16 protein-coding genes and 5 tRNA genes are annotated in these 19,418 nt (G+C 39.7%); 1 reads left to right on the top strand and 20 read right to left on the bottom strand.

Translation table 11 applies throughout. The features are described from left to right. Positions 1 to 313: 313 nt before the first annotated feature. The 16 genes from tuf to hcp form a co-directional block, all read right to left on the bottom strand. On the bottom strand, positions 314 to 1,501 hold the full coding sequence (tuf, locus tag NE668_RS09250; protein ID WP_012864763.1) for an elongation factor Tu: 1,188 nt from the start codon (positions 1,499 to 1,501) through the stop codon (positions 314 to 316). 180 nt (positions 1,502 to 1,681) lie between these two features. Continuing rightward, positions 1,682 to 1,758: transfer RNA gene (locus NE668_RS09245), tRNA-Met, on the bottom strand. A 5-nt stretch (positions 1,759 to 1,763) separates the two neighbouring features. Beyond that, a tRNA-Thr gene (locus NE668_RS09240) sits at positions 1,764 to 1,839 on the bottom strand. Positions 1,840 to 1,870: 31 nt separating this feature from the next. Then, positions 1,871 to 1,946: transfer RNA gene (locus tag NE668_RS09235), tRNA-Met, on the bottom strand. A 5-nt stretch (positions 1,947 to 1,951) separates the two neighbouring features. Beyond that, positions 1,952 to 2,036, bottom strand: a tRNA-Tyr gene (locus NE668_RS09230). A gap of 10 nt (positions 2,037 to 2,046) precedes the next feature. Then, positions 2,047 to 2,122, bottom strand: a tRNA-Thr gene (locus NE668_RS09225). A gap of 446 nt (positions 2,123 to 2,568) precedes the next feature. Continuing rightward, positions 2,569 to 3,033, bottom strand: a complete 465-nt coding sequence (gene brxF / locus NE668_RS09220; RefSeq protein WP_004695092.1) for a BREX-3 system P-loop-containing protein BrxF — start codon at positions 3,031 to 3,033, stop codon at positions 2,569 to 2,571. Positions 3,034 to 3,061: 28 nt separating this feature from the next. Then, complete coding sequence (locus NE668_RS09215) at positions 3,062 to 4,483, bottom strand: hypothetical protein (protein ID WP_004697547.1); 1,422 nt, start codon at positions 4,481 to 4,483, stop codon at positions 3,062 to 3,064. Next, positions 4,480 to 5,133 carry a hydrogenase nickel incorporation protein HypB gene (hypB, locus tag NE668_RS09210; RefSeq protein WP_227037350.1) on the bottom strand — a complete coding sequence of 218 codons (654 nt, stop codon included), beginning with the start codon at positions 5,131 to 5,133 and terminating at the stop codon, positions 4,480 to 4,482. Before hypB ends, NE668_RS09215 begins: the two co-directional genes overlap by 4 nt. Before the next feature lie 15 nt (positions 5,134 to 5,148). Beyond that, on the bottom strand, positions 5,149 to 5,490 hold the full coding sequence (locus NE668_RS09205) for a hydrogenase maturation nickel metallochaperone HypA/HybF (RefSeq protein ID WP_008602471.1): 342 nt from the start codon (positions 5,488 to 5,490) through the stop codon (positions 5,149 to 5,151). Further along, complete coding sequence (locus tag NE668_RS09200) at positions 5,483 to 6,310, bottom strand: bifunctional 5,10-methylenetetrahydrofolate dehydrogenase/5,10-methenyltetrahydrofolate cyclohydrolase (RefSeq protein WP_227037349.1); 828 nt, start codon at positions 6,308 to 6,310, stop codon at positions 5,483 to 5,485. The genes NE668_RS09205 and NE668_RS09200 overlap by 8 nt, the downstream gene beginning before the upstream one ends. Before the next feature lie 117 nt (positions 6,311 to 6,427). After that, complete coding sequence (locus NE668_RS09195) at positions 6,428 to 8,395, bottom strand: penicillin-binding transpeptidase domain-containing protein (RefSeq protein ID WP_195186448.1); 1,968 nt, start codon at positions 8,393 to 8,395, stop codon at positions 6,428 to 6,430. Beyond that, a complete protein-coding gene (locus NE668_RS09190; protein ID WP_227037347.1) occupies positions 8,395 to 9,813 on the bottom strand; it encodes a CCA tRNA nucleotidyltransferase in 1,419 nt (472 codons plus the stop codon). The genes NE668_RS09195 and NE668_RS09190 overlap by 1 nt, the downstream gene beginning before the upstream one ends. A gap of 69 nt (positions 9,814 to 9,882) precedes the next feature. Then, positions 9,883 to 10,755 carry an L-serine ammonia-lyase, iron-sulfur-dependent, subunit alpha gene (gene sdaAA, locus NE668_RS09185; RefSeq protein ID WP_077707631.1) on the bottom strand — a complete coding sequence of 291 codons (873 nt, stop codon included), beginning with the start codon at positions 10,753 to 10,755 and terminating at the stop codon, positions 9,883 to 9,885. An 11-nt stretch (positions 10,756 to 10,766) separates the two neighbouring features. Next, the gene (gene sdaAB / locus NE668_RS09180) at positions 10,767 to 11,429 is read right to left on the bottom strand and encodes an L-serine ammonia-lyase, iron-sulfur-dependent subunit beta (protein ID WP_058948093.1); all 663 of its coding nucleotides are present in this window, start codon (positions 11,427 to 11,429) and stop codon (positions 10,767 to 10,769) included. Positions 11,430 to 11,978: 549 nt separating this feature from the next. Further along, positions 11,979 to 13,544, bottom strand: a complete 1,566-nt coding sequence (hcp, locus tag NE668_RS09175; protein ID WP_012864778.1) for a hydroxylamine reductase — start codon at positions 13,542 to 13,544, stop codon at positions 11,979 to 11,981. 272 nt (positions 13,545 to 13,816) lie between these two features. Here hcp and NE668_RS09170 point away from each other — a divergent pair, with 272 nt between their 5' ends. After that, a complete protein-coding gene (locus NE668_RS09170; protein ID WP_012864779.1) occupies positions 13,817 to 14,542 on the top strand; it encodes a Crp/Fnr family transcriptional regulator in 726 nt (241 codons plus the stop codon). Between the two features lie 165 nt (positions 14,543 to 14,707). Here NE668_RS09170 and NE668_RS09165 read toward each other — a convergent pair whose 3' ends face one another. The 4 genes from NE668_RS09165 to NE668_RS09150 all read right to left on the bottom strand — a co-directional run bounded on the left by NE668_RS09165 (position 14,708) and on the right by NE668_RS09150 (position 18,626). Further along, entirely contained in the window at positions 14,708 to 16,471 is a 1,764-nt protein-coding gene (locus NE668_RS09165; RefSeq protein ID WP_227037346.1) for an LPO_1073/Vpar_1526 family protein, read from the bottom strand. A 9-nt stretch (positions 16,472 to 16,480) separates the two neighbouring features. After that, the gene (locus NE668_RS09160; RefSeq protein ID WP_004695074.1) at positions 16,481 to 17,032 is read right to left on the bottom strand and encodes a TIGR01440 family protein; all 552 of its coding nucleotides are present in this window, start codon (positions 17,030 to 17,032) and stop codon (positions 16,481 to 16,483) included. A 171-nt stretch (positions 17,033 to 17,203) separates the two neighbouring features. Continuing rightward, on the bottom strand, positions 17,204 to 17,764 hold the full coding sequence (locus NE668_RS09155) for a Fe-S-containing hydro-lyase (protein WP_004695073.1): 561 nt from the start codon (positions 17,762 to 17,764) through the stop codon (positions 17,204 to 17,206). A gap of 19 nt (positions 17,765 to 17,783) precedes the next feature. Beyond that, positions 17,784 to 18,626, bottom strand: coding sequence for a fumarate hydratase (locus tag NE668_RS09150; RefSeq protein WP_004695072.1), 843 nt, complete (start codon positions 18,624 to 18,626; stop codon positions 17,784 to 17,786). Positions 18,627 to 19,418: the final 792 nt, after the last annotated feature.

Here is a 19,418-nt window from a genome sequence, read left to right as displayed (position 1 = left end):
AAGCACAAAAAGAGAGCCTATGCTCTCCTCATATATAATATACACTAATTTTATAAATAAAGTTGTATCTAAGGTTACAATATATTAAAATTTCTTCTCAATTTGTATCAATAGTATGATTATCCTTTGAAGCCTGAATACAACGTATATATCACCTTACAAAATCATCATTGTTTCAATATATTAGCGATTCAATTCTATACTCTTAATCATCAATATATACAAAATAAAAGGGACCCATTGGGTCCCTTTTATTGAGTCTAAAATTCAATTATATAGCTAATGTATCGATACATTGAGCTATAAACTTGTATTAACCTTCGATTTCTGTTACTACGCCAGCGCCTACTGTATGGCCACCTTCGCGGATCGCAAAGCGAAGACCTTCTTCGATAGCGATTGGAGTAATCAATTCGATTTCCATTGTTACGTTATCGCCAGGCATACACATTTCTACACCTTCAGGAAGGTTTACAACACCTGTTACGTCTGTTGTACGGAAGTAGAATTGTGGACGGTAGTTGGAGAAGAATGGAGTATGACGACCACCTTCTTCTTTAGTCAATACGTATACTTCTGCTTTGAATTTTGTGTGTGGGTTGATGGAACCTGGTTTAGCCAATACTTGACCACGTTCGATGTCTTTACGATCAACACCACGAAGCAATGCACCTACGTTGTCACCTGCTACTGCAGAATCCAACACTTTACGGAACATTTCAAGACCTGTTACTACGTATTGTTCAGCTTTTTCTTTCAAGCCTACTACTTCAACAGTATCACCAACGTTTACTTGACCACGTTCAACACGGCCAGTTGCTACTGTACCACGACCAGTGATTGTGAAAACGTCTTCCACAGGCATCAAGAATGGTTTATCAGTGTCACGAACTGGTGTTGGGATGTAGGAGTCTACAGCGTCCATCAATTCGTCAATTTTAGCTACATATTGAGCATCGCCTTCCAAAGCTTTCAACGCGGAACCTACAACGATAGGTACTTCGTCGCCAGGGAATTCGTAGGAAGAAAGAAGTTCACGAACTTCCATTTCTACCAATTCGATCAATTCTTCATCGTCAACCATGTCAGCTTTGTTCAAGAATACTACGATTGCAGGAACACCAACTTGGCGAGCCAACAAGATGTGTTCGCGAGTTTGAGGCATAGGGCCGTCAGCTGCGGATACAACCAAGATAGCGCCGTCCATTTGAGCCGCACCAGTAATCATGTTTTTAACATAGTCAGCATGGCCTGGGCAGTCAACGTGTGCATAGTGACGGTTAGCAGTTTCATACTCAACGTGTGCAGTGTTGATTGTGATACCGCGTTCACGTTCTTCTGGAGCTTTATCGATCATGCTGTAATCTTGGAAGTCAGCTTGACCTTTTTCAGCCAATACTTTAGTGATTGCAGCAGTCAAAGTAGTTTTACCATGGTCAACGTGACCGATTGTACCGATGTTAACATGCGGTTTCGTACGTTCAAATTTTTCTTTTGCCATTAGGATTATATCCTCCTTCACAAAAACAAATTACATTCTAGTATTAATATAATATATTAACCCTAATTTATCAATGGAATATAAGATTTCCTTACCTATTATTATACCATATATACAAAGTCTTAGAATAGCATGTCATATGTAAAGAAATAAAAAAATCCCCACCAAGGTGAGGTTTAATGGTGGCGGCACACGGATTTGAACCGCGGACACACCGGGTATGAACCGATTGCTCTAGCCAACTGAGCTATGCCGCCATGTATGGAGCTAGTGACCGGGATTGAACCGGTGACCTTATCCTTACCAAGGATACGCTCTGCCGACTGAGCTACACCAGCACAATGAACGATCATTTCACTGTGGTTTTTATGGTTGCGGGGACAGGACTTGAACCTGCGACCTTCGGGTTATGAGCCCGACGAGCTACCAACTGCTCCACCCCGCTATGAATGGTGGAGGGAGAAGGATTCGAACCTTCGAAGTCGAAGACGGCAGATTTACAGTCTGCTCCCTTTGGCCGCTCGGGAATCCCTCCATAAATAAAATGGAGCTGGCGATAGGAATTGAACCCACAACCTGCTGATTACAAGTCAGCTGCTCTACCTATTGAGCTACGCCAGCATCATTACGACAAGATGAATTGTATCACCTAGCACACTAAGTGTCAAGAACATTTAAAAACTTTTTTGAAGTTTTTCGTTCACTGTGGTCACTCTTAGTGCTTAATCATAATAACATGAAACGATACCCTATGCAAGTATTTTGTCAAAAAAAATTTATATTTTATCAATCCTCTATAAAATGCCTCGTTTTCAGTATATATCCAGTAATCAACTTTTATTTACTAGTATATTCTTTATATACCTTTACATAGTTTCATTCCTTACCAGTCCATGTCTGCTAACATCCATATTTCAGGTTTACTAAAATCAAATAATAGGAAATTACAAAACTATATTTTTTACCTAATAACTGTAATTATATAACTAAAAAAGGAGATAGCCCGCTATCTCCTTCTATACATTTATAGTTTTCCCTATATTCAACCAATATGTTCAAACATACATTTAGTCGATTGCAATAACATGATCTGGATGTGCAATACTAACTACAGCATGTTTAGGATTATTGTTATGTTCTAAGTACAACTGATCCCCTTCAATATGTCCACGCCAGCCAACGACAATAGGATACTTCTTACTAATAGTTTTTAACAACTCAAATGGTTTTAGATTTAAGATAGGTGCAAAGAATACATTAATGCCATCTAGCAAGACTACTTCCGTATCGCTACGGCTAAGAGCACGGCAAATAACTTCTTCCGCTAATTGAGGCCGTTCATCACGAGGCACGAGCAAAAACTCTTCCTCGATGAGTTGCTTAGCTTCCAAGTATTTCCAGCCCTTCTGCTCAGACAATTCACGAATTAGCAAACTTTTACCAGAACCTGGACCACCAACGATAAACAATATACGTTCATCATCACCTTGAATCTTTTCCCAACGTTCTTTTACATCTTGTACAGTAACCATACCCTTTGCCTCCTCGCTGTGACCTATCCTATTTTACAGGACGGTCAGATAACATAACGGATTTGATATATTGGTTTTTATCATCTAGGGCAAACTGTAAATAAGAGTTGCTTGCCGCTGGATTTTTATATTCATATACGGTAGACGTCCCCGCCTTTGTTGTAGATTCAACAATACGAGTTGGCATACCATACACAAAGAGCAATAAATATTTGGTATCACCCATCGCGATTCCACGACGTGTAGGCGTATAAACATTTAATAATACGCGATTGATAAGATCTTTTTTATCTACACTCACACCGTATTCATTATAGCCAATAAATGTGGAGCCAAACAATATGCCTTGATGTTTCCAATCATTATTAGGATCATTAACAAAATGGTCATTCAACTTGAAACCACGCAATACAAAATCATCAGCCGTAAGTGTACCAGCTTCAAAATCATACACTTCAGCTTTCGGCAATCCAAACCTAGGCCATACTTGTCCACTAATAATGTCTACAGCCTCTATATTGCTTTGTTTAATGGTGAAAGCAATATATTCTTTTTGCTGACCAAGCATAGATTGTTGTTGGCTATTACTATTTGTATTCTCTACAGGACTCTTAAACTCCTTTTTTTGAGGCAATGAATTTTCGGAATGCCCCTCATAAAGGAAAATATACGTCTCATTTTTCTTATCACGCCACATCGCATTAGGACTGCCATAGGCAAATATCAATTCCATCCGTGTGCTACCAGGGCCAATGTCACGTACTGTATTAGCGCCTTTTTTCGTACTATGAATATTTGTAATAGTATTTGGTTCAAAGAAGTAAGTCGCCCCTTGACCGCGCAATTGATTGTTAACCAACAATTCTTGAGCAGGTCCAGTATATACAGTTACTGCTACATCTTTCATGTAATACGTAGTAAAGTTATCACGTACCTCAGTTTTTTCTACATCTTTTGGGACTTCAAACTGATTCCCCAATCGGTATGTGCCAATAGCATAGTCATCTTGAGAACCTAAAGGCGGTAAACTGTTTGCCGTATAAGACTTACCAATATCAGCTAAATTATTCTGAGTGATACTCGGCAAAGGACCTTCGTTCTCACTAGCCGCTTGCCAGAATTGTATAGAATCACCAAATTCAGTTACAGCCATTTGCTCTGCGAGCCATCCAGTTTTAGAACCTTCCTGTTTCGTTTTTGGGTCTAGCTTAACAACTCTAACTGGTGCATTATCAAGGTAAGACAAGCTATCAACCTCACCAGTTCCATCTACACTACCATCATTGCTCGCATTAGCGGAATCTTGAGCTACAACGTTAGTGTCATCAGTAGTTTCTACTGCAACTGGGTTAACAGTGGAAATGGCAGGCTCTGCTGCATAACTGATTGTAGTAGCACACAAGCCCACAAGGAGGGCTGCTACAATACGGCTCTTCATAGAATAGTTCATCGATTATTCTCCAACTGTGCACGCAACCAATTCAACCATGTTTCAAGACCGTTGTGGGCCGTGCAACTTACTTCAAAAATTTCTCCATTTGGATTTAAATTACGGATATCTTGTATTGCCTGCTCCTTTTTGAAAGGCACATAAGGCAATAAATCAATCTTGTTAATAAGGATGGCCTTAGACTCTTTAAAGATTAACGGATACTTAAGGGGCTTATCTTCACCTTCGGTAACAGATAAAATCGTTACTTTCATGCTTTCACCAATCTCAAATTCCGCAGGGCAGACTAAATTGCCTACATTTTCAATAATAATCATATCGAGATCATCAAGATTAAGATCACCTAAGGCATCTTGAATCATCTGTGCATCGAGATGGCACCCACCAACCGTATTAATCTGGATAACAGGCACACCCAACTCATGAATGCGCTTGGCATCCTTTGCCGTAAATAAATCGCCTTCAATAACGGCTAAGCGATACTCCTTTTTTAAATCTTGTAGGGTTGCCTCCAAAAGGGAAGTCTTACCTGCCCCAGGTGAACCTAACAGATTAAATACAAATATATTCTTTTCCTTAAACAACTGTTGTAAAGCCTCTGCAATAGCATCGTTTTTTGCCAGTACATTAGTTTTAACTTGAACTTGCATGCCCTAACCTTTCTATCAATCGATATCCATAGAGGTCACTTGTAACTCACGACCGCCTATAGTTTGTACGAAATGGCTGTCACAATAAGGACAAATAAACGTATAATTTTTTACAGAAAATATTTTATCACAATCTAAACACTTTCCTTCAATAGGAATAGTATTGATTTCTATGCGTGAGCCTTCCGCAGGGGTTCCCTTTGTAATAGCTTCCCAACAAAATAACAATGAATCAGGTTCTACCCCACTCATTAACCCTAAGTCTAGTTGAATAGAATGAATAACTGTCGCATCGTGTTGACGTAAGGTATCGAGCGCTACATCAAGAATACCTTCTGCTATAGACATCTCATGCATGGTATGCCTCGTATACCGCTTCTAACATCATTGTCGTTGTTACGGATCCAACACCTCCTGGCACAGGAGTAATGGCAGATGCAATATCTTTTACCGCATCATAATCAACATCACCTACAGTTTTGCCGTCCAGTTCATTAATACCTACATCAATAACAACAGCACCAGGCTTAATCATATTAGCAGTAATCATATGAGCACGACCAGCCGCAGCAATAATAATATCACCACGCTTTACTTGCTCTACTAGATCAGAAGTTCTAGAATGGCACATTGTAACAGTACCATGTGCAGCGAGTGCCATAAGCGCTACAGGTTTACCGATAACTTGGCTACGACCGACTACAACCACATGTTTTCCTTCTAAAGGAATATTATAGTGATTTAAAATAGCTATACAAGCCTTAGCCGTACAAGGAGCAAAGCCACCCTTACCAGCTGTTACTAAACCGATGTTATATGTTGTAAGACCATCAATATCTTTTTTAGGATCTAACATATCGATAAGAGTTTCTGTATCAATGTGTTTAGGCATTGGCATTAGCGGTAAAATTCCATGAATAGATGCATCAGTATTTAATTCATGCAACGCCGCTACTACTTCATCTTGTGTTGCCGTTTCAGGCAATTGCTTTAGCACAAAACCATAGCCAAAATTTTTAGCTGTTTTTTCCATAAATGTAGCATACATATGAGCGCCGTGATCTTCACCAACAAGTAACACTGCCATAGTAATCACAGAGTTGCCTACTGCTGCAACTTTTTCTTGTAAAATCGCCTTGTGAGCATCTGCTACCGCTTTACCTCGTAATTCGATCATATATATCTCCATTCATTCAAACTATTTATAAAAAAGGTGCCTCCGGAGAGGCACCTAAGTCTCTTATTCTATTATATAACGAACTGTCTATAATTTCTAATTATGACCGAATTCGTTTTATCTACGGAAATGAACAGTAATTGCTGTACCAGCCTGAACAGTTGTACCGCTACTTTCATCTTGAGATGTAGCCGTACCAGTTCCATCCGGTTTAAAGGCAAGTCCCGCCTTATGTAACCAATCACGCACTTCACCATAGGTAAAACCAGTAAAGTTAGGCAATGTAACAGAACCATCACTTCCCGGTTTTGGTTCAGGTAATGTATTAGCAGCTTTAACAGCTACTGGTGTACTTTCTTTAACATACGGACTCATTTGGTAATACCGTACAAGTTGAGATACGATGTCCTTAAATACAGGGGCTACAATTTGACTACCATAATAAGAACCCTTTTGTGGGTCATCAATAACGACAAGAACTACAAATTTTGGATCCTCTACAGGGCCAAAGCCAATAAAGGACGCAATGTATTGTCCGTCGAGATAACCGCCATGTTTGGTATCTAGTTTTTCCGCCGTACCAGTTTTACCGCCGAAGTGATAACCTTCTACCATCGCTTTTGTACCGCCACCTTCGGATACTTCTTTTTCTAGAATATCTACAATGGTTTTAGCGGTTTCCGCCGGAACTGGTTGTCCCACAACAGATGTTTCAGTCGTACTTGTAACATCGCCTTGAGAGTTACTATAAGACTTGATGATATGTGGTTTCATCATAGCCCCACCATTAGAAAGTGCACCAAAGGCGCGAACCATTTGTAATGGTGTAACCGCAATACCTTGACCGATGGACATAGTCGCAACGTCTAGCTTACTCATATCCTCTGGATTATACAAGATACCTGCTCCTTCACCAGGCAATTCAATACCTGTTTCAGAGCCAAAGCCATAATCACGTATATATTTCGAGAGAATATCTGCACCTGTTAATGTACCAATTTCAGCCATACCAGTATTAATAGAGTACTTCAAAATATCTAGCAAACGAACAGGACCATATCCCTCACCATTCCAGTTTCTAATGATATGTCCATTGGCAGCGAAGGCCCCTTTATCGTTATACACAGTGTCTAACTTCCATTTGCCTGCTGCAAGAGCTGCAGATGCAATGATAGGTTTGAATGTAGAGCCTGGTTCATATAAATTGGTAACCGCAATATTTTTGAAAGCCTCTTCACCACTTTGGTTGTAGTTATTAGGATCATAACTTGGACGATTGGCCATCGCTAATATTTCACCGTTCTTTGGATCCATAACGATAACGCTGGCATGCTTAGCTCCTGTATCAACCATCGCCTTATCAAGAGCGCGTTCTGCAATAAATTGAATTGTTGCATCGATGGTTAAGGTTACACTTTTACCCTTATCTGGTAAAAATTTAGATAGTACGGAACCAAAGATGGCATTCCCTTTATTATCAGTAGCTACAATTTCTTGTTGTACGCCCCCCTTTAATTCGTCATCAAGAACCATTTCTAGACCATCAAGACCTTTATCATCAGTACCGACAAAGCCTAATACTTGTGCCGCTAGTACGCCATTTGGATAATAGCGCTTAGATTCTTCAACGAAATTAAGGCCTGCAATATTATTATCCTTAATAACTTGTTGTACCCCTTTTGATTTATCTGCATCCATCATACGATTCAACCAGACAAAGGCGGTATCCTCTTGCAAAGCTTTCACAATATTCTCTTTTGACATCGTTACATACGGTGAGATGAGATCCGCAATCTCTTGAGGAGACTGTTTAATCATCTTTGGATCCGCATATAAAGATTTTGTAACTACACTCATCGCCAAAGGCTTGCCATTACGGTCATAGATTGTACCGCGCGGCGATTGTAATTTTCTATCTACTTGAACTTGTAATAAGTTTTTCTTCTCTAGGTCAAAGGTATCAAAGACCTGTAACTGTGCTAAACGCCCGATAAGGACGAAGGCAACGGTCATGAGTATGGCAAGGCACCACGTAGTGCGACTCCAATCACTCATGCGTAATAACGCTTTATTTAATAACTTCATCATTTCTCCACCGGACGGCGTAACTTATGGTCTAATGCATCATATAATGCATCTGGTTCATTGGGAATCACCCCATTTTGTACCTGACCTAATAAATACTGCAATCCTTCCCCCACTTTTTTCCCTGCAAGCTTAATAACTCGTTCGTCATAATTTAAATCCTTTGTATGGATAGGCATCTCTAGGCTAAGATCTGCCATACATTCACCAAAGGCTAAGGTGCCATCAGTCGATGCATAAGGCTTCCCACAGCCTAATACATCGGCAGCACAAACCTTAGATAATTGCTCCCATGCAATTCGCATAATTTGACTATCTCGGAACTCACCGCTGCGAGCCTCTTTACGGATCCACTTTTTCTCATTAGCTTCCCCATTTTGTACAAAATAGTGAAAGCGCATATGATTTTTTACAATCCAAGCTACACGGCGCACAAAACTCTTAGGGTAACCTAAACGAGTAAGTAATGTTTCTGTCATTTCAGCCCCTAATGTATCATGGCCACGATCCGTCAAACGTCCGTTAATAACAGCCCGTACCGCTGGCATACCCTTTGCTACATCGTGTAACAGTGCACCCCAACGTAATGTTAAATCTGGTTCTGTATGAGATACAACGGCTAATGTATGATACCAACCATCAAATTCGTGAAAGTCTTTTTCTTGTGGTAAATTCACAAGATGGTATAGCTCTGGTAAAATAGGCACTTCACGAGCGATGCCATTTTCTACAACGCGACAAGAGCACTCGGCCAAGCGAGATTGTACTAATACATCAAGGCCTTTAGCCACAGCGGGCTCTAACATGAGTCGGTCCAGTTCACTACGGACTCTCTCAAGAGATAACCCAGGCACACGATAAAATGCCTTTGGCATAGCTTCTAATAAGTCTTCGGTAGGTAAGAAATCTAGCTTTGCCACAAAGCGGCATGCTCTAAATAATCGCAATGCGTCTTCTTCAAAGCGTTGCTGTGCATTGCCAATGGTTCGCAATGTCTTATGCTTGATATCTCGACGTCCACCTACTAGGTCTATGACCTCACCAAAACGATTCATCGCCATGCCATTGACCGTAAAGTCGCGACGCAACACGTCTTCCTCCAAGGTATCGGCATAAGCGACTTCTTCTGGTCGATGACTATCCGCTCCATATCGTTCAGTGCGATACGTTGCAATTTCATATTGCTTTCCTTCTAGTGTAGCTACTACTACACCAAAGGATTTTCCTACTAAGTCTGTCGTTTGAATATCTTGACCGCGTAGGACCTCAATCACTGTATCGGGACGTGCAGACGTCACAATATCGAAGTCATGTGGCTTTTGATGCATCAACATATCGCGCACAGCGCCGCCTATGATATAAGCTTCATGGCCGGCTTCTTCTAATATGGTCAATATTCGATTTGCTTGTTCCATCATACACGCTCCTTTCTGAACTAGTCTAATCTTTATTTTACTACAAATGAAAGCATGAAAAAAGTGCAATCCTTATAAGGATTGCACTCGTTCTGCAATAGCTGTACCTGTCGGTGTCACCGCAAGGCCGCCATCACTTGTTTCACGCAATGCTGCCGGCATAGCGCGACCTATATTATTCATCGCTTCAATGACTTCATCTGGTGGAATTTGGCTTTCAATATTCATTAACGCCATTTCAGATGCAGTAATAGCATGGACTGCATAAAAGCCATTACGCTTAACACATGGCACCTCTACGAGCCCTGCTACCGGATCACAAGCAAGTCCCAATAGATTTTTCATGCACAATGCAATAGCATGACCTACTTGACGTGGTGATCCACCCATCATTTCAACAATGGCTCCTGCCGCCATACACGCCGCTGTACCGATTTCCGCTTGGCAACCGCCAACAGCACCAGCAACACAAGCGCGATTTGCTACTACATTACCAATACCAGACGCAGCTAAGAAGCCTTTTACCACTGTAGCTCTATCTAATTGGTAGTGGTCCGCTACGGCTTTCACAGCACCAGGCATAACACCACAAGAACCCGCCGTAGGACAAGCAACAATGCGGAACATCTTTGCATTTGCCTCATTTACAGCAATAGCATACGTCATTGCCTTATACGCAATATCACTCATAAAACGAGGTGTTTGCCCATTAAGCTGTGCCGCTTGACCACCGGACATACCAGAAGCCGTTTTCTCCGCATAAGCTATGCCATCTTGAATGGAGCTTTCAAAAATATCTAAGCGATTCTCTATTTCACGAACAACCGCGTCTTCACTGCGGTCGTAATTCTCTAATTCATAACGCAATACTACATCGCCAAAAGAAATATTGTTTTCCTCACCTAGGCGAATAATATCTGCAATTGTATCATATGCATAACTCATCATTCGCCCTCCTATAATGCTTCAAAGGTCATCACATCCTGGATGCCTGGAAACTCGCGCATAAACTGAACTGTAATAGGATTTACCACTGTATCTGTAGTAATAACCATGACTGCATCCTTATGCTTGCCCTTACGGAATACGCGCATCGTAGCGATGTTAATATCAGACTCACTCAATGCTTGGCTCACAAGAGAAATCGCACCAGGTCTATCCTCATGGAACACAACGAGCGTAAACTCATCTCCTGTAATGGACATATCATTTCCATCTACTTCGGTAATCATAATCTGACCACCGCCGAGAGAGCGACCAATAACAGTCATATGACGATTATGTTCATCATACATATCAAAACGCACCACATTCGGATGCCCTACATCAAGAGGAGACTCAATAAAAGAAAACTCCATCCCCTCTTTTTTCGCTAATTCATGGGCAACTCGGATGTTCGCATCATCCTCTTTATAACCTAATAAGCCGCCAATCAAAGCACGATCCGTACCATGCCCTTTATAAGTTTTTGCAAAAGATCCATATAATGTTAAATCTACCTTTTTAGGAGTAGCACGAAAAATACACCGCGCCATCTTGCCTAGTCGCGCAGCACCCGCTGTATGCGAACTAGACGGACCAATCATAATAGGCCCTATAATATCAAAAATACTGTTCATACATACCTCTATATACACATAAACCATGTGAAAAAATCCTATTTCACCTATAGTATAGCAACCAATATCGAGCCTTGTCTATATGCACATTAGAGGCATCTTTGTGCGTCTATGAAGGACTACTATTTATATGAAAACTATCAAAGAGCAGTATATTGATGGGACGCCTTTATATCTACAGTTATAAAAAGGAAAGACTATACTTATGCAGCGACATCTCCCCCTCACCTCACTATTCTGATGAAAGCTATTTTATGAGTTTGTATATTGATGGGACTTATGTTCCACAAACGTTTTACTAACAGACACAACCTATTGAGGGCCGACTTACGTGCCGTATGGAGGCATGAGATAGGTTGTGCCTGTTGGTAACCAAGTTGTCGAAATAATTTTGGGCCCCATCAATATACAACCACTAACAGATAGTTTTCACAATAATAGTAAAAAAACGCACCTAAGGATAACCCTAGGTGCGTTATTTATAACAACAGTCCTAAATCATAAAAGAGAGGGGACGTAGGACTGTGGTTAACAGATTAATAGATCCTATTAACCCAAGATAGCTTTCATGTCAGCTTCTGGAGTTGTAATTGGATGTAATTGGAATTTTTCTACCAAAATGTTCAATACATTGCTGGAGAAGAATTTAGGTAAGGAAGGTCCGATGTAAATGTTACGGATACCCAATGCCAACAATGTTAACAAGATACATACCGCTTTTTGTTCGTACCAGGACAATACCAATGTCAATGGCAAGTCGTTTACATCACATTCAAATGCACCAGCTAAAGCTACTGCTACTTGAATAGCGGAGTAAGCATCGTTACATTGACCCATATCAAGGATACGAGGGATACCACCGATTTCGCCGATGTTCATGTCGTTGAAACGGAATTTACCACAAGCCAATGTCAATACTACAGTATCATTTGGAGTTTGTTTAACGAATTCAGTGTAGTAGTTACGGCCAACTTTAGCACCGTCACAACCACCTACCAAGAAGAAGTGTTTAATAGCGCCAGCTTTTACAGCGTCGATTACTTTATCAGCAATACCCAATACTGTGCCATGACCGAAACCAGTAGTTACTTCATGACCACCGTTGATACCAGTGAATTCTTGAGCTTCTTTGTAGCCGCCCAATTCGATAGCACGGTTGATAACGGCGGAGAAGTCTTTAGTACCATCTTCTTTTTCTTCGATATGTGCACAACCATCGAAACCTACCATATCTGTAGTGAAGATATTAGCTTTGTAGTTTTCTTTTGGTGGCATAATGCAGTTTGTAGTGAACAAGAATGCGCCAGGAACATCAACAAATTCTTTTTGTTGGTTTTGCCATGCTGTACCGAAATTACCTTTCAATTGAGGATGTTTCTTCAATTCAGGATAAGCGTGGCAAGGCAACATTTCACCGTGAGTATAGATGTTTACACCTTTACCGTCAGTTTGTTCCAATAATTGTTTCAAGTCATGAAGGTCATGACCGGTTACAACGATGAAAGGACCTGGTTCTACAGTCAAAGGAACTGTAGTCGGTACAGGTGTACCATATGTTTCAGTATTAGCTTTATCAAGAACAGCCATACATTTCAAGTTGATATGACCGAATTCCATCAAAAGATCAAGCCATTCTTCAGCGCTGTGATCTTTAGCGAATTCTACCATACCTTTAACGAACCAAGCATCAACATCAGCATCGTGGAAGCCAAGGCGAGCAGCATGCCATGCGTATGCAGCCATACCACGCATACCTAACAATAATGTAGAACGAAGGGATACGATGTCTTCTTCACCTTTCCACAATTGTTCCCAATCAAAGTTTTGTTGAGCGCTGTCCACTTTTGCATGGTAAGCATTCACTTCGTCAATGAATTCTTGAACGCGGTCTTCAGAGAAGTTTACGTTTGTTACACACATGAACAAACCGCGCATAATATAATCGATACCTTCTTTAGTATGACCCTTTACGTCTAAAGCGCGAGCCAAGCCAACTAAGGCAGCAGTTAATTCGTCTTGTAAGTTAGCAACTGGTGCAGTTTTACCACATACACCTTGTACAGTACAGCCACCTGGTGCTGCAGATTGTTCGCATTGATAACAGAACATACTCATTTAAAAATCCTCCTTTGCGAGACTTCCTCGCAGTCAAGCTAGATAATATAAAACCTATACATTACACTGATATTTTATCAGTTGTCTGATTGATTACATTTGAAAGTATAACGTAAAGATGATACAATTTCTGTAGCTTGAGCAACAAATAAAAACTTTTTCAAAAATTTTCCTGACTTCTCTTATGGAACAGGTAGACCATTTAGTCTTATACTTTTATTATACAATAATCATTTTTAATTGCTATAGACTTTATCACACCGGAGGTGCTTATGAAACAAATACTTTCAAACGATATCATTAATCAATATATGCCCACCCTCGTGAAATGTCCTTTATTCAATACATTAGGAGAGCCAGAGCTGCGTAGCTATTTAAATAATGCCAAAGTTATCATCCATAGTTACAAAAAAAATGATTTTATAGCCCTCGCTGGAGATCCTATGGAGGGTATTGGTGTCATCCTTGAAGGCAGCGCTTTACTGACTCGTGAAAATGTAATGGGGCAACGGGTTATTATGGCAAACTTAGAGCAATCAGATATTTTTGGAGAAGCACTACTATTTAGCAAACAGCCTTTATGGCCTGCTACCATTAAAGCAACAAAAGCAACTAAAATTATGTTTATTCCGCTTGAAACCTTTATTAAAACATTACCGGATTGTCATCAATGCCAAACTAAAATCCTATCTAATCTATTAGAGGATTTATCTGAAAAAGCAATTCTATTAACCAGAAAAGTCCACTACCTCACATTAAAAGGGATGCGCGAAAAGATTTTTGCGTACTTAACAGATATTTATAAACGTCAGCATTCTAACACAATTCAATTACCCCATAACCGCGAGCAAATGGCTGAGGTACTCAATGTATCTCGCACAGCCCTTAGCCGTGAACTAGGGCGCCTTCGCGATGAAGGTCTCATTGATATTACAGGGCGCACCGTAACAATTAAAAACATTGAAGACATTGAAGAATTCGGCTTTAACACCTTTTAATACTTAATGGCTATTAAATTTAACAAACTAAAAAGTCTCTCAAGATTATCTTGAGAGACTTTTTTATTACACGACTCATAAAGTATATAACGGTTTTAAGTATATACCCATATTAATAACTATATAATATAATTTTTTAAACTATATAGTGTTTAAAATTGTAAATTAGAACCAATGAGACAAATCAAATTCTTCACCAATGGTTGCTTTCACATGAGCACGGCCTAAGTAAAGGCCTAACAATGTTAAGCTAATTTTAGACATTGGCGTGCTATCAAAGACATCAGCTAAGTCCAATAGAACCGGTGAAATATCATCCATAATATCACGCGCCTCTTGGCCCCTGAAAGCAGTAGGTTTGCTCTTCATCAGAGCTAAAAGATCACGTTGAACCATAGCATTAGAAATTCGTGTTTGTCTAAAGAATTGTGGTGCCAAAGACTCATCTACCAAGGCTAATTTATAAAGATTGGAGTTCAAGCTACGCACCACATAACGTGGATCTACACCATGACCATCTGTAGCACGGAAGAGTTCTTCCTTAGAAAAACCACGATAGTTGAATACAAACGGATATGAATTAGACAACACTTGGCATAAAGTGATAGGCTCTTGTTCTTCTTGTGTACAGCGTAAATAGTCTAGCTGGCGATAGAAGGAATCATTTCGAGGCAAATCAGAGATGAATGGCTCAATATATTTTTCCACATAATGTTGGAAGTGAATCAATCCATAGTTATTAGAGTTTCTAGAATATTGTAACAATAATGTTAAGGCCATAACTTGGAAGTGACCTAAAGTTAAATGAGGTAATACACGTAATGCATCAAAAGCTACGAGGTATGGCGTACTAGATTTAGGAGATTGAACCACATCTAGAAAAGCACCTAACGCAGCGGACTTCATCCACTCTGTATTTGTAGCGGCATATGCCTTTTGCATACTCATCAACGCTTCTTGAATAACAATATTCTCTAGTAATGCATTCACTTCAACAATTTTTGTAATATTGAGAGCCGCTAAAGCATCTCTTGTAATAGATTCTACATAGTGTTGCGTATCACCATGTAACACCCCAAAGGAATGAACAAATGGTGCTATAGCCAACTCAACGCATTTATCCTCATGCGCCGCTTTTGCCCATTGACCATGCGGTTCCTCCTCTTCAGTTAAACTTGTTGCCGCCAATTGTGCTTCAATTTCAGAAGCATCAAACAAACGCGTTTCATCTAATACCGATGGACCTTCCGCGGTTTGTATTTCGTTTGCACCACCTATCATCTGTGTAGCATCTATGCTATCCGCTTCATCAGCTTCAAAGGCTTCCACAGATTCACCCATAGCAATTGTATCTTCAACAGAGTTTGCGTTATTGAGAAGTTCATCTGTAACAACATCGAGGACAATAGTTTTATCCACCAACGGAGTAACACCTTGATTAGCTTGATTAGCTTGCTTAAGATCTGATACGGCTGTCATCACAATGGTTTCATCCCCTATTGGTGTGCCATTATCCGAACCTATTGATGTTCCATTATCCGAACCTAATGCTAACGCATATTCTCCCTCTGAAACATGACTTGAATTAGACTTTAGAGTACTTCTTCTATTATAAGAGGTATCTATAGGATCAACCAGAGATTCAGCCGGTTCTCGCTCTTCACCGACCACCGTTTCAACTGTATCCGGAATTGATGCAGTATATACATTAGTCCCACTCGTATGTGTGATTGTTACATTGCCCTCTTGCGACTCCGTTGCAAATATAACATCATGATGCTCTTTAAGATTATTTTTATTACTTATGTTTTTATAGGATTTTTCTTTTGCCTTACTTTCACCATCACCACCGCTAAAAACAGCATAGCAAACAGCAAAGAATCCCAATGCCACGACGGCTAATACAAAATACGGTATTAGGTTTGACATACTATCCCCCTACATCAATGCTTCATTATATGCAGCACGCTCACCGCCAATGCTCTTCGGACGAACACGACAAGCGGTCACATGTGCTTTCCCAATTTCTTTCACACAAAGACGTACAGGCACTGCAACGTGTTTCATGTGCATACCAATGAAAGTATCTCCAATATCGATGCCTACATCAGCTTGAATAAATTCAACCATCACAGGATCATCAAAATGTTCGTACGCCATCACAGCCAGGGCACCACCCGCATGACGTTGAGGAACAACATTAACTTCCTCCTCCCATGTCATAGCGCTACGGTCCATAACAAGTGCACGATTAATATGTTCACAACATTGAATCGCCAAGTTAAGTCCTTTAGCCTTAACAGCATTGTATATTTCATCAAATACGACCTGAGCCACATCAAGGTGAGAGTCAGTGCCGATTTTTTTACCTACAATTTCGCTAGTGGAACAGCCAACAACGAATAATTGACCTTCGCGAACCTTTGCTAAATCAAGTAATTCAGCCATCGCGTTGCGAGTTGACTGACGAATAGTTTCTACAGAAGTCATGTTATCGCCTCACTCAAATTGAATGTATAAAATCTATATGTATATTATCATAAAACCGACAGAATCGGTAGACTAAACTCTACACGTAACGGATGAACATCTTATGATTATGGCTTAACAACAAAAAGAGGCTTGCTTTAGCAAGCCTCTTTCAATCACTCAATGGTGATATTAGATTTTTCTGTAAGGTTTTTGGCCTAATTCGTAGAAGTTATTACCTTCAGTATCGCCAACTACGATGCAAGGGAAATCTTCAACAGTCAATTCAGCCAAAGCTTCTGGTCCAAGTTCACCATAAGCAAGTACTTCATATTTTTTGATGGATTTTGCAATCAATGCTGCCGCGCCACCAACTGCTGCGAAGTATGTGCAACCATTTTTCTTCATGGATTCAACTACTTCTGGTTTACGGGAACCTTTACCAATCATGCCTTTGATACCTTGATCAAGCATTGTTGGTGTGTAAGCATCCATACGACCGGAAGTTGTAGGACCAGCGGAACCAATTGGATCACCAGGTTTTGCAGGTGTTGGTCCAAGATAATAAACAAACTTATTTGTCCAGTCGATTGGCAATTTTTCACCACGCGCTAAAGCTTCAGTCATAACTTTATGAGCAGCGTCACGAGCGGAGTAAATTTTACCAGTAATAAGAACGCTATCACCAACTTTTAATTTGCGGGAAAACTCTTCATTATATTCTTCAGTATTAATGCGAATTGATTCAGCCATTGTTTTTACCTCCTATCGATTAAAGTACTACGTGAGCATGACGAGCAGCATGGCACATAATAGTAACTGCAACAGGAAGACCTGCGATGTGAGTTGCACCCCATTCGATGTTTACACCGATACAAGTTGTAGTGCCACCCAATTGTGGTCCAATACCAGTTTTGTTAACCATTTCCATGATTTCTTCTTCTAATTTTGCATAGTCTGCATCTTTATGAGGTACACTAATGTCACGAAGCAACGCTTTTTTGGACATAACAGCTGCTTGGTCCATAGTACCGCCAATACCAATGCCGAGTACGATTGGAGGGCATGGGTTAGGGCCTGCATGTTTTACGATTTCAAGGACTGCATTTTTAACGCCTTCCACACCATCAGCAGGTACGAGCATAGCTACATCGGATTTATTTTCAGAACCGAAACCTTTTAATTCTACTTGAATATCTACTTTATCGCCAGGAACGATTTCAGTGTAGATGATTGCAGGTGTGTTATTTTGTGTATTTTTACGGTTGAACAATGGTTCAGCTACAACGGATTTACGAAGATAACCTTCAACATAACCAGCTGCAACACCAGCATTGATAGCTTCTGTAAGATCACCACCAACGAAATGAACATCTTGACCAACTTTTAAGAATACCATAGTCATACCAGTATCTTGGCAGTATGGACGATCTTCAGCATCGGCAATTTCTGCATTTTTAATAATTTGATCAAGAACGATACGACCTACTGAAGACTCTTCTGTTTCACGGCCTTTTTTCAAACCTTCATAGATGTCTTTTGGCAAGTGGTAAGCTGCGTCCATACACATTTGACGGACTGTTTTTGTGATTTCAGATACTTGAATCTCGCGCAAGATAATCCCTCCTCAGGAAAATAGTTGAATATTAATTCTAATACCGATGAGATAAAATAAAATTCTCAAACATATGAAAGAATATCTATCTCAAACCGATGAGATTAACTCTATACATAAATCGTAGCACACAATATAAGGGGATTCAACGTCTCACCTATACAGTTTTCTCAATGCTTTTCCAGTTTTTGAGAATTGTTTTCACGAATATTTTTGTATATATTTCGGTTTTTCAATAGCCTACATAGACTTTATTCTCCAGTCACTAAAAAAGCCCCATTTTGTGATAAAAGTCATAGTCTATCACATATCAATAAGATTTTAATATCTTACATTTTTACCTACTTTCTTATATATAAATTTGGTTTAAAATGAACCACAAACATAGACTATATCTAATAAGATAAATACACTTTTGTCTTAACTGATACTACTTTTCAACTAAATCTTTTAAACTTTTCTATAATGCATATGTATACCGATTATCTTCAATATACTTATATTGCTAACTCCCATTCATTTGGAGCCATACAATCACCTTAGAACGCAGTAAATATCTATAGTTAATAAGCTCTATAGATTTTATTAATTTTAATGACTCTCTCATCAAAATTATTGATAACTAATTTTATTTATAAAGTTATGTCTTTTAGTCATAATTGACAATATCTATTTTATAGTGTTCTAAAAAAAATGCTTGCTTTTATAATTAAACTAACATATAATAACAATCGTACCATTCCTCGATAGCTCAGTCGGTAGAGCAATCGGCTGTTAACCGATCGGTCGTAG

Source organism: Veillonella parvula (assembly GCF_024461875.1).
GTDB classification, from domain to species: domain Bacteria; phylum Bacillota; class Negativicutes; order Veillonellales; family Veillonellaceae; genus Veillonella; species Veillonella parvula_I.
Note: the sequence above shows the minus strand (reverse complement) of the source record. Positions and strands in the feature narration are given on the sequence as shown.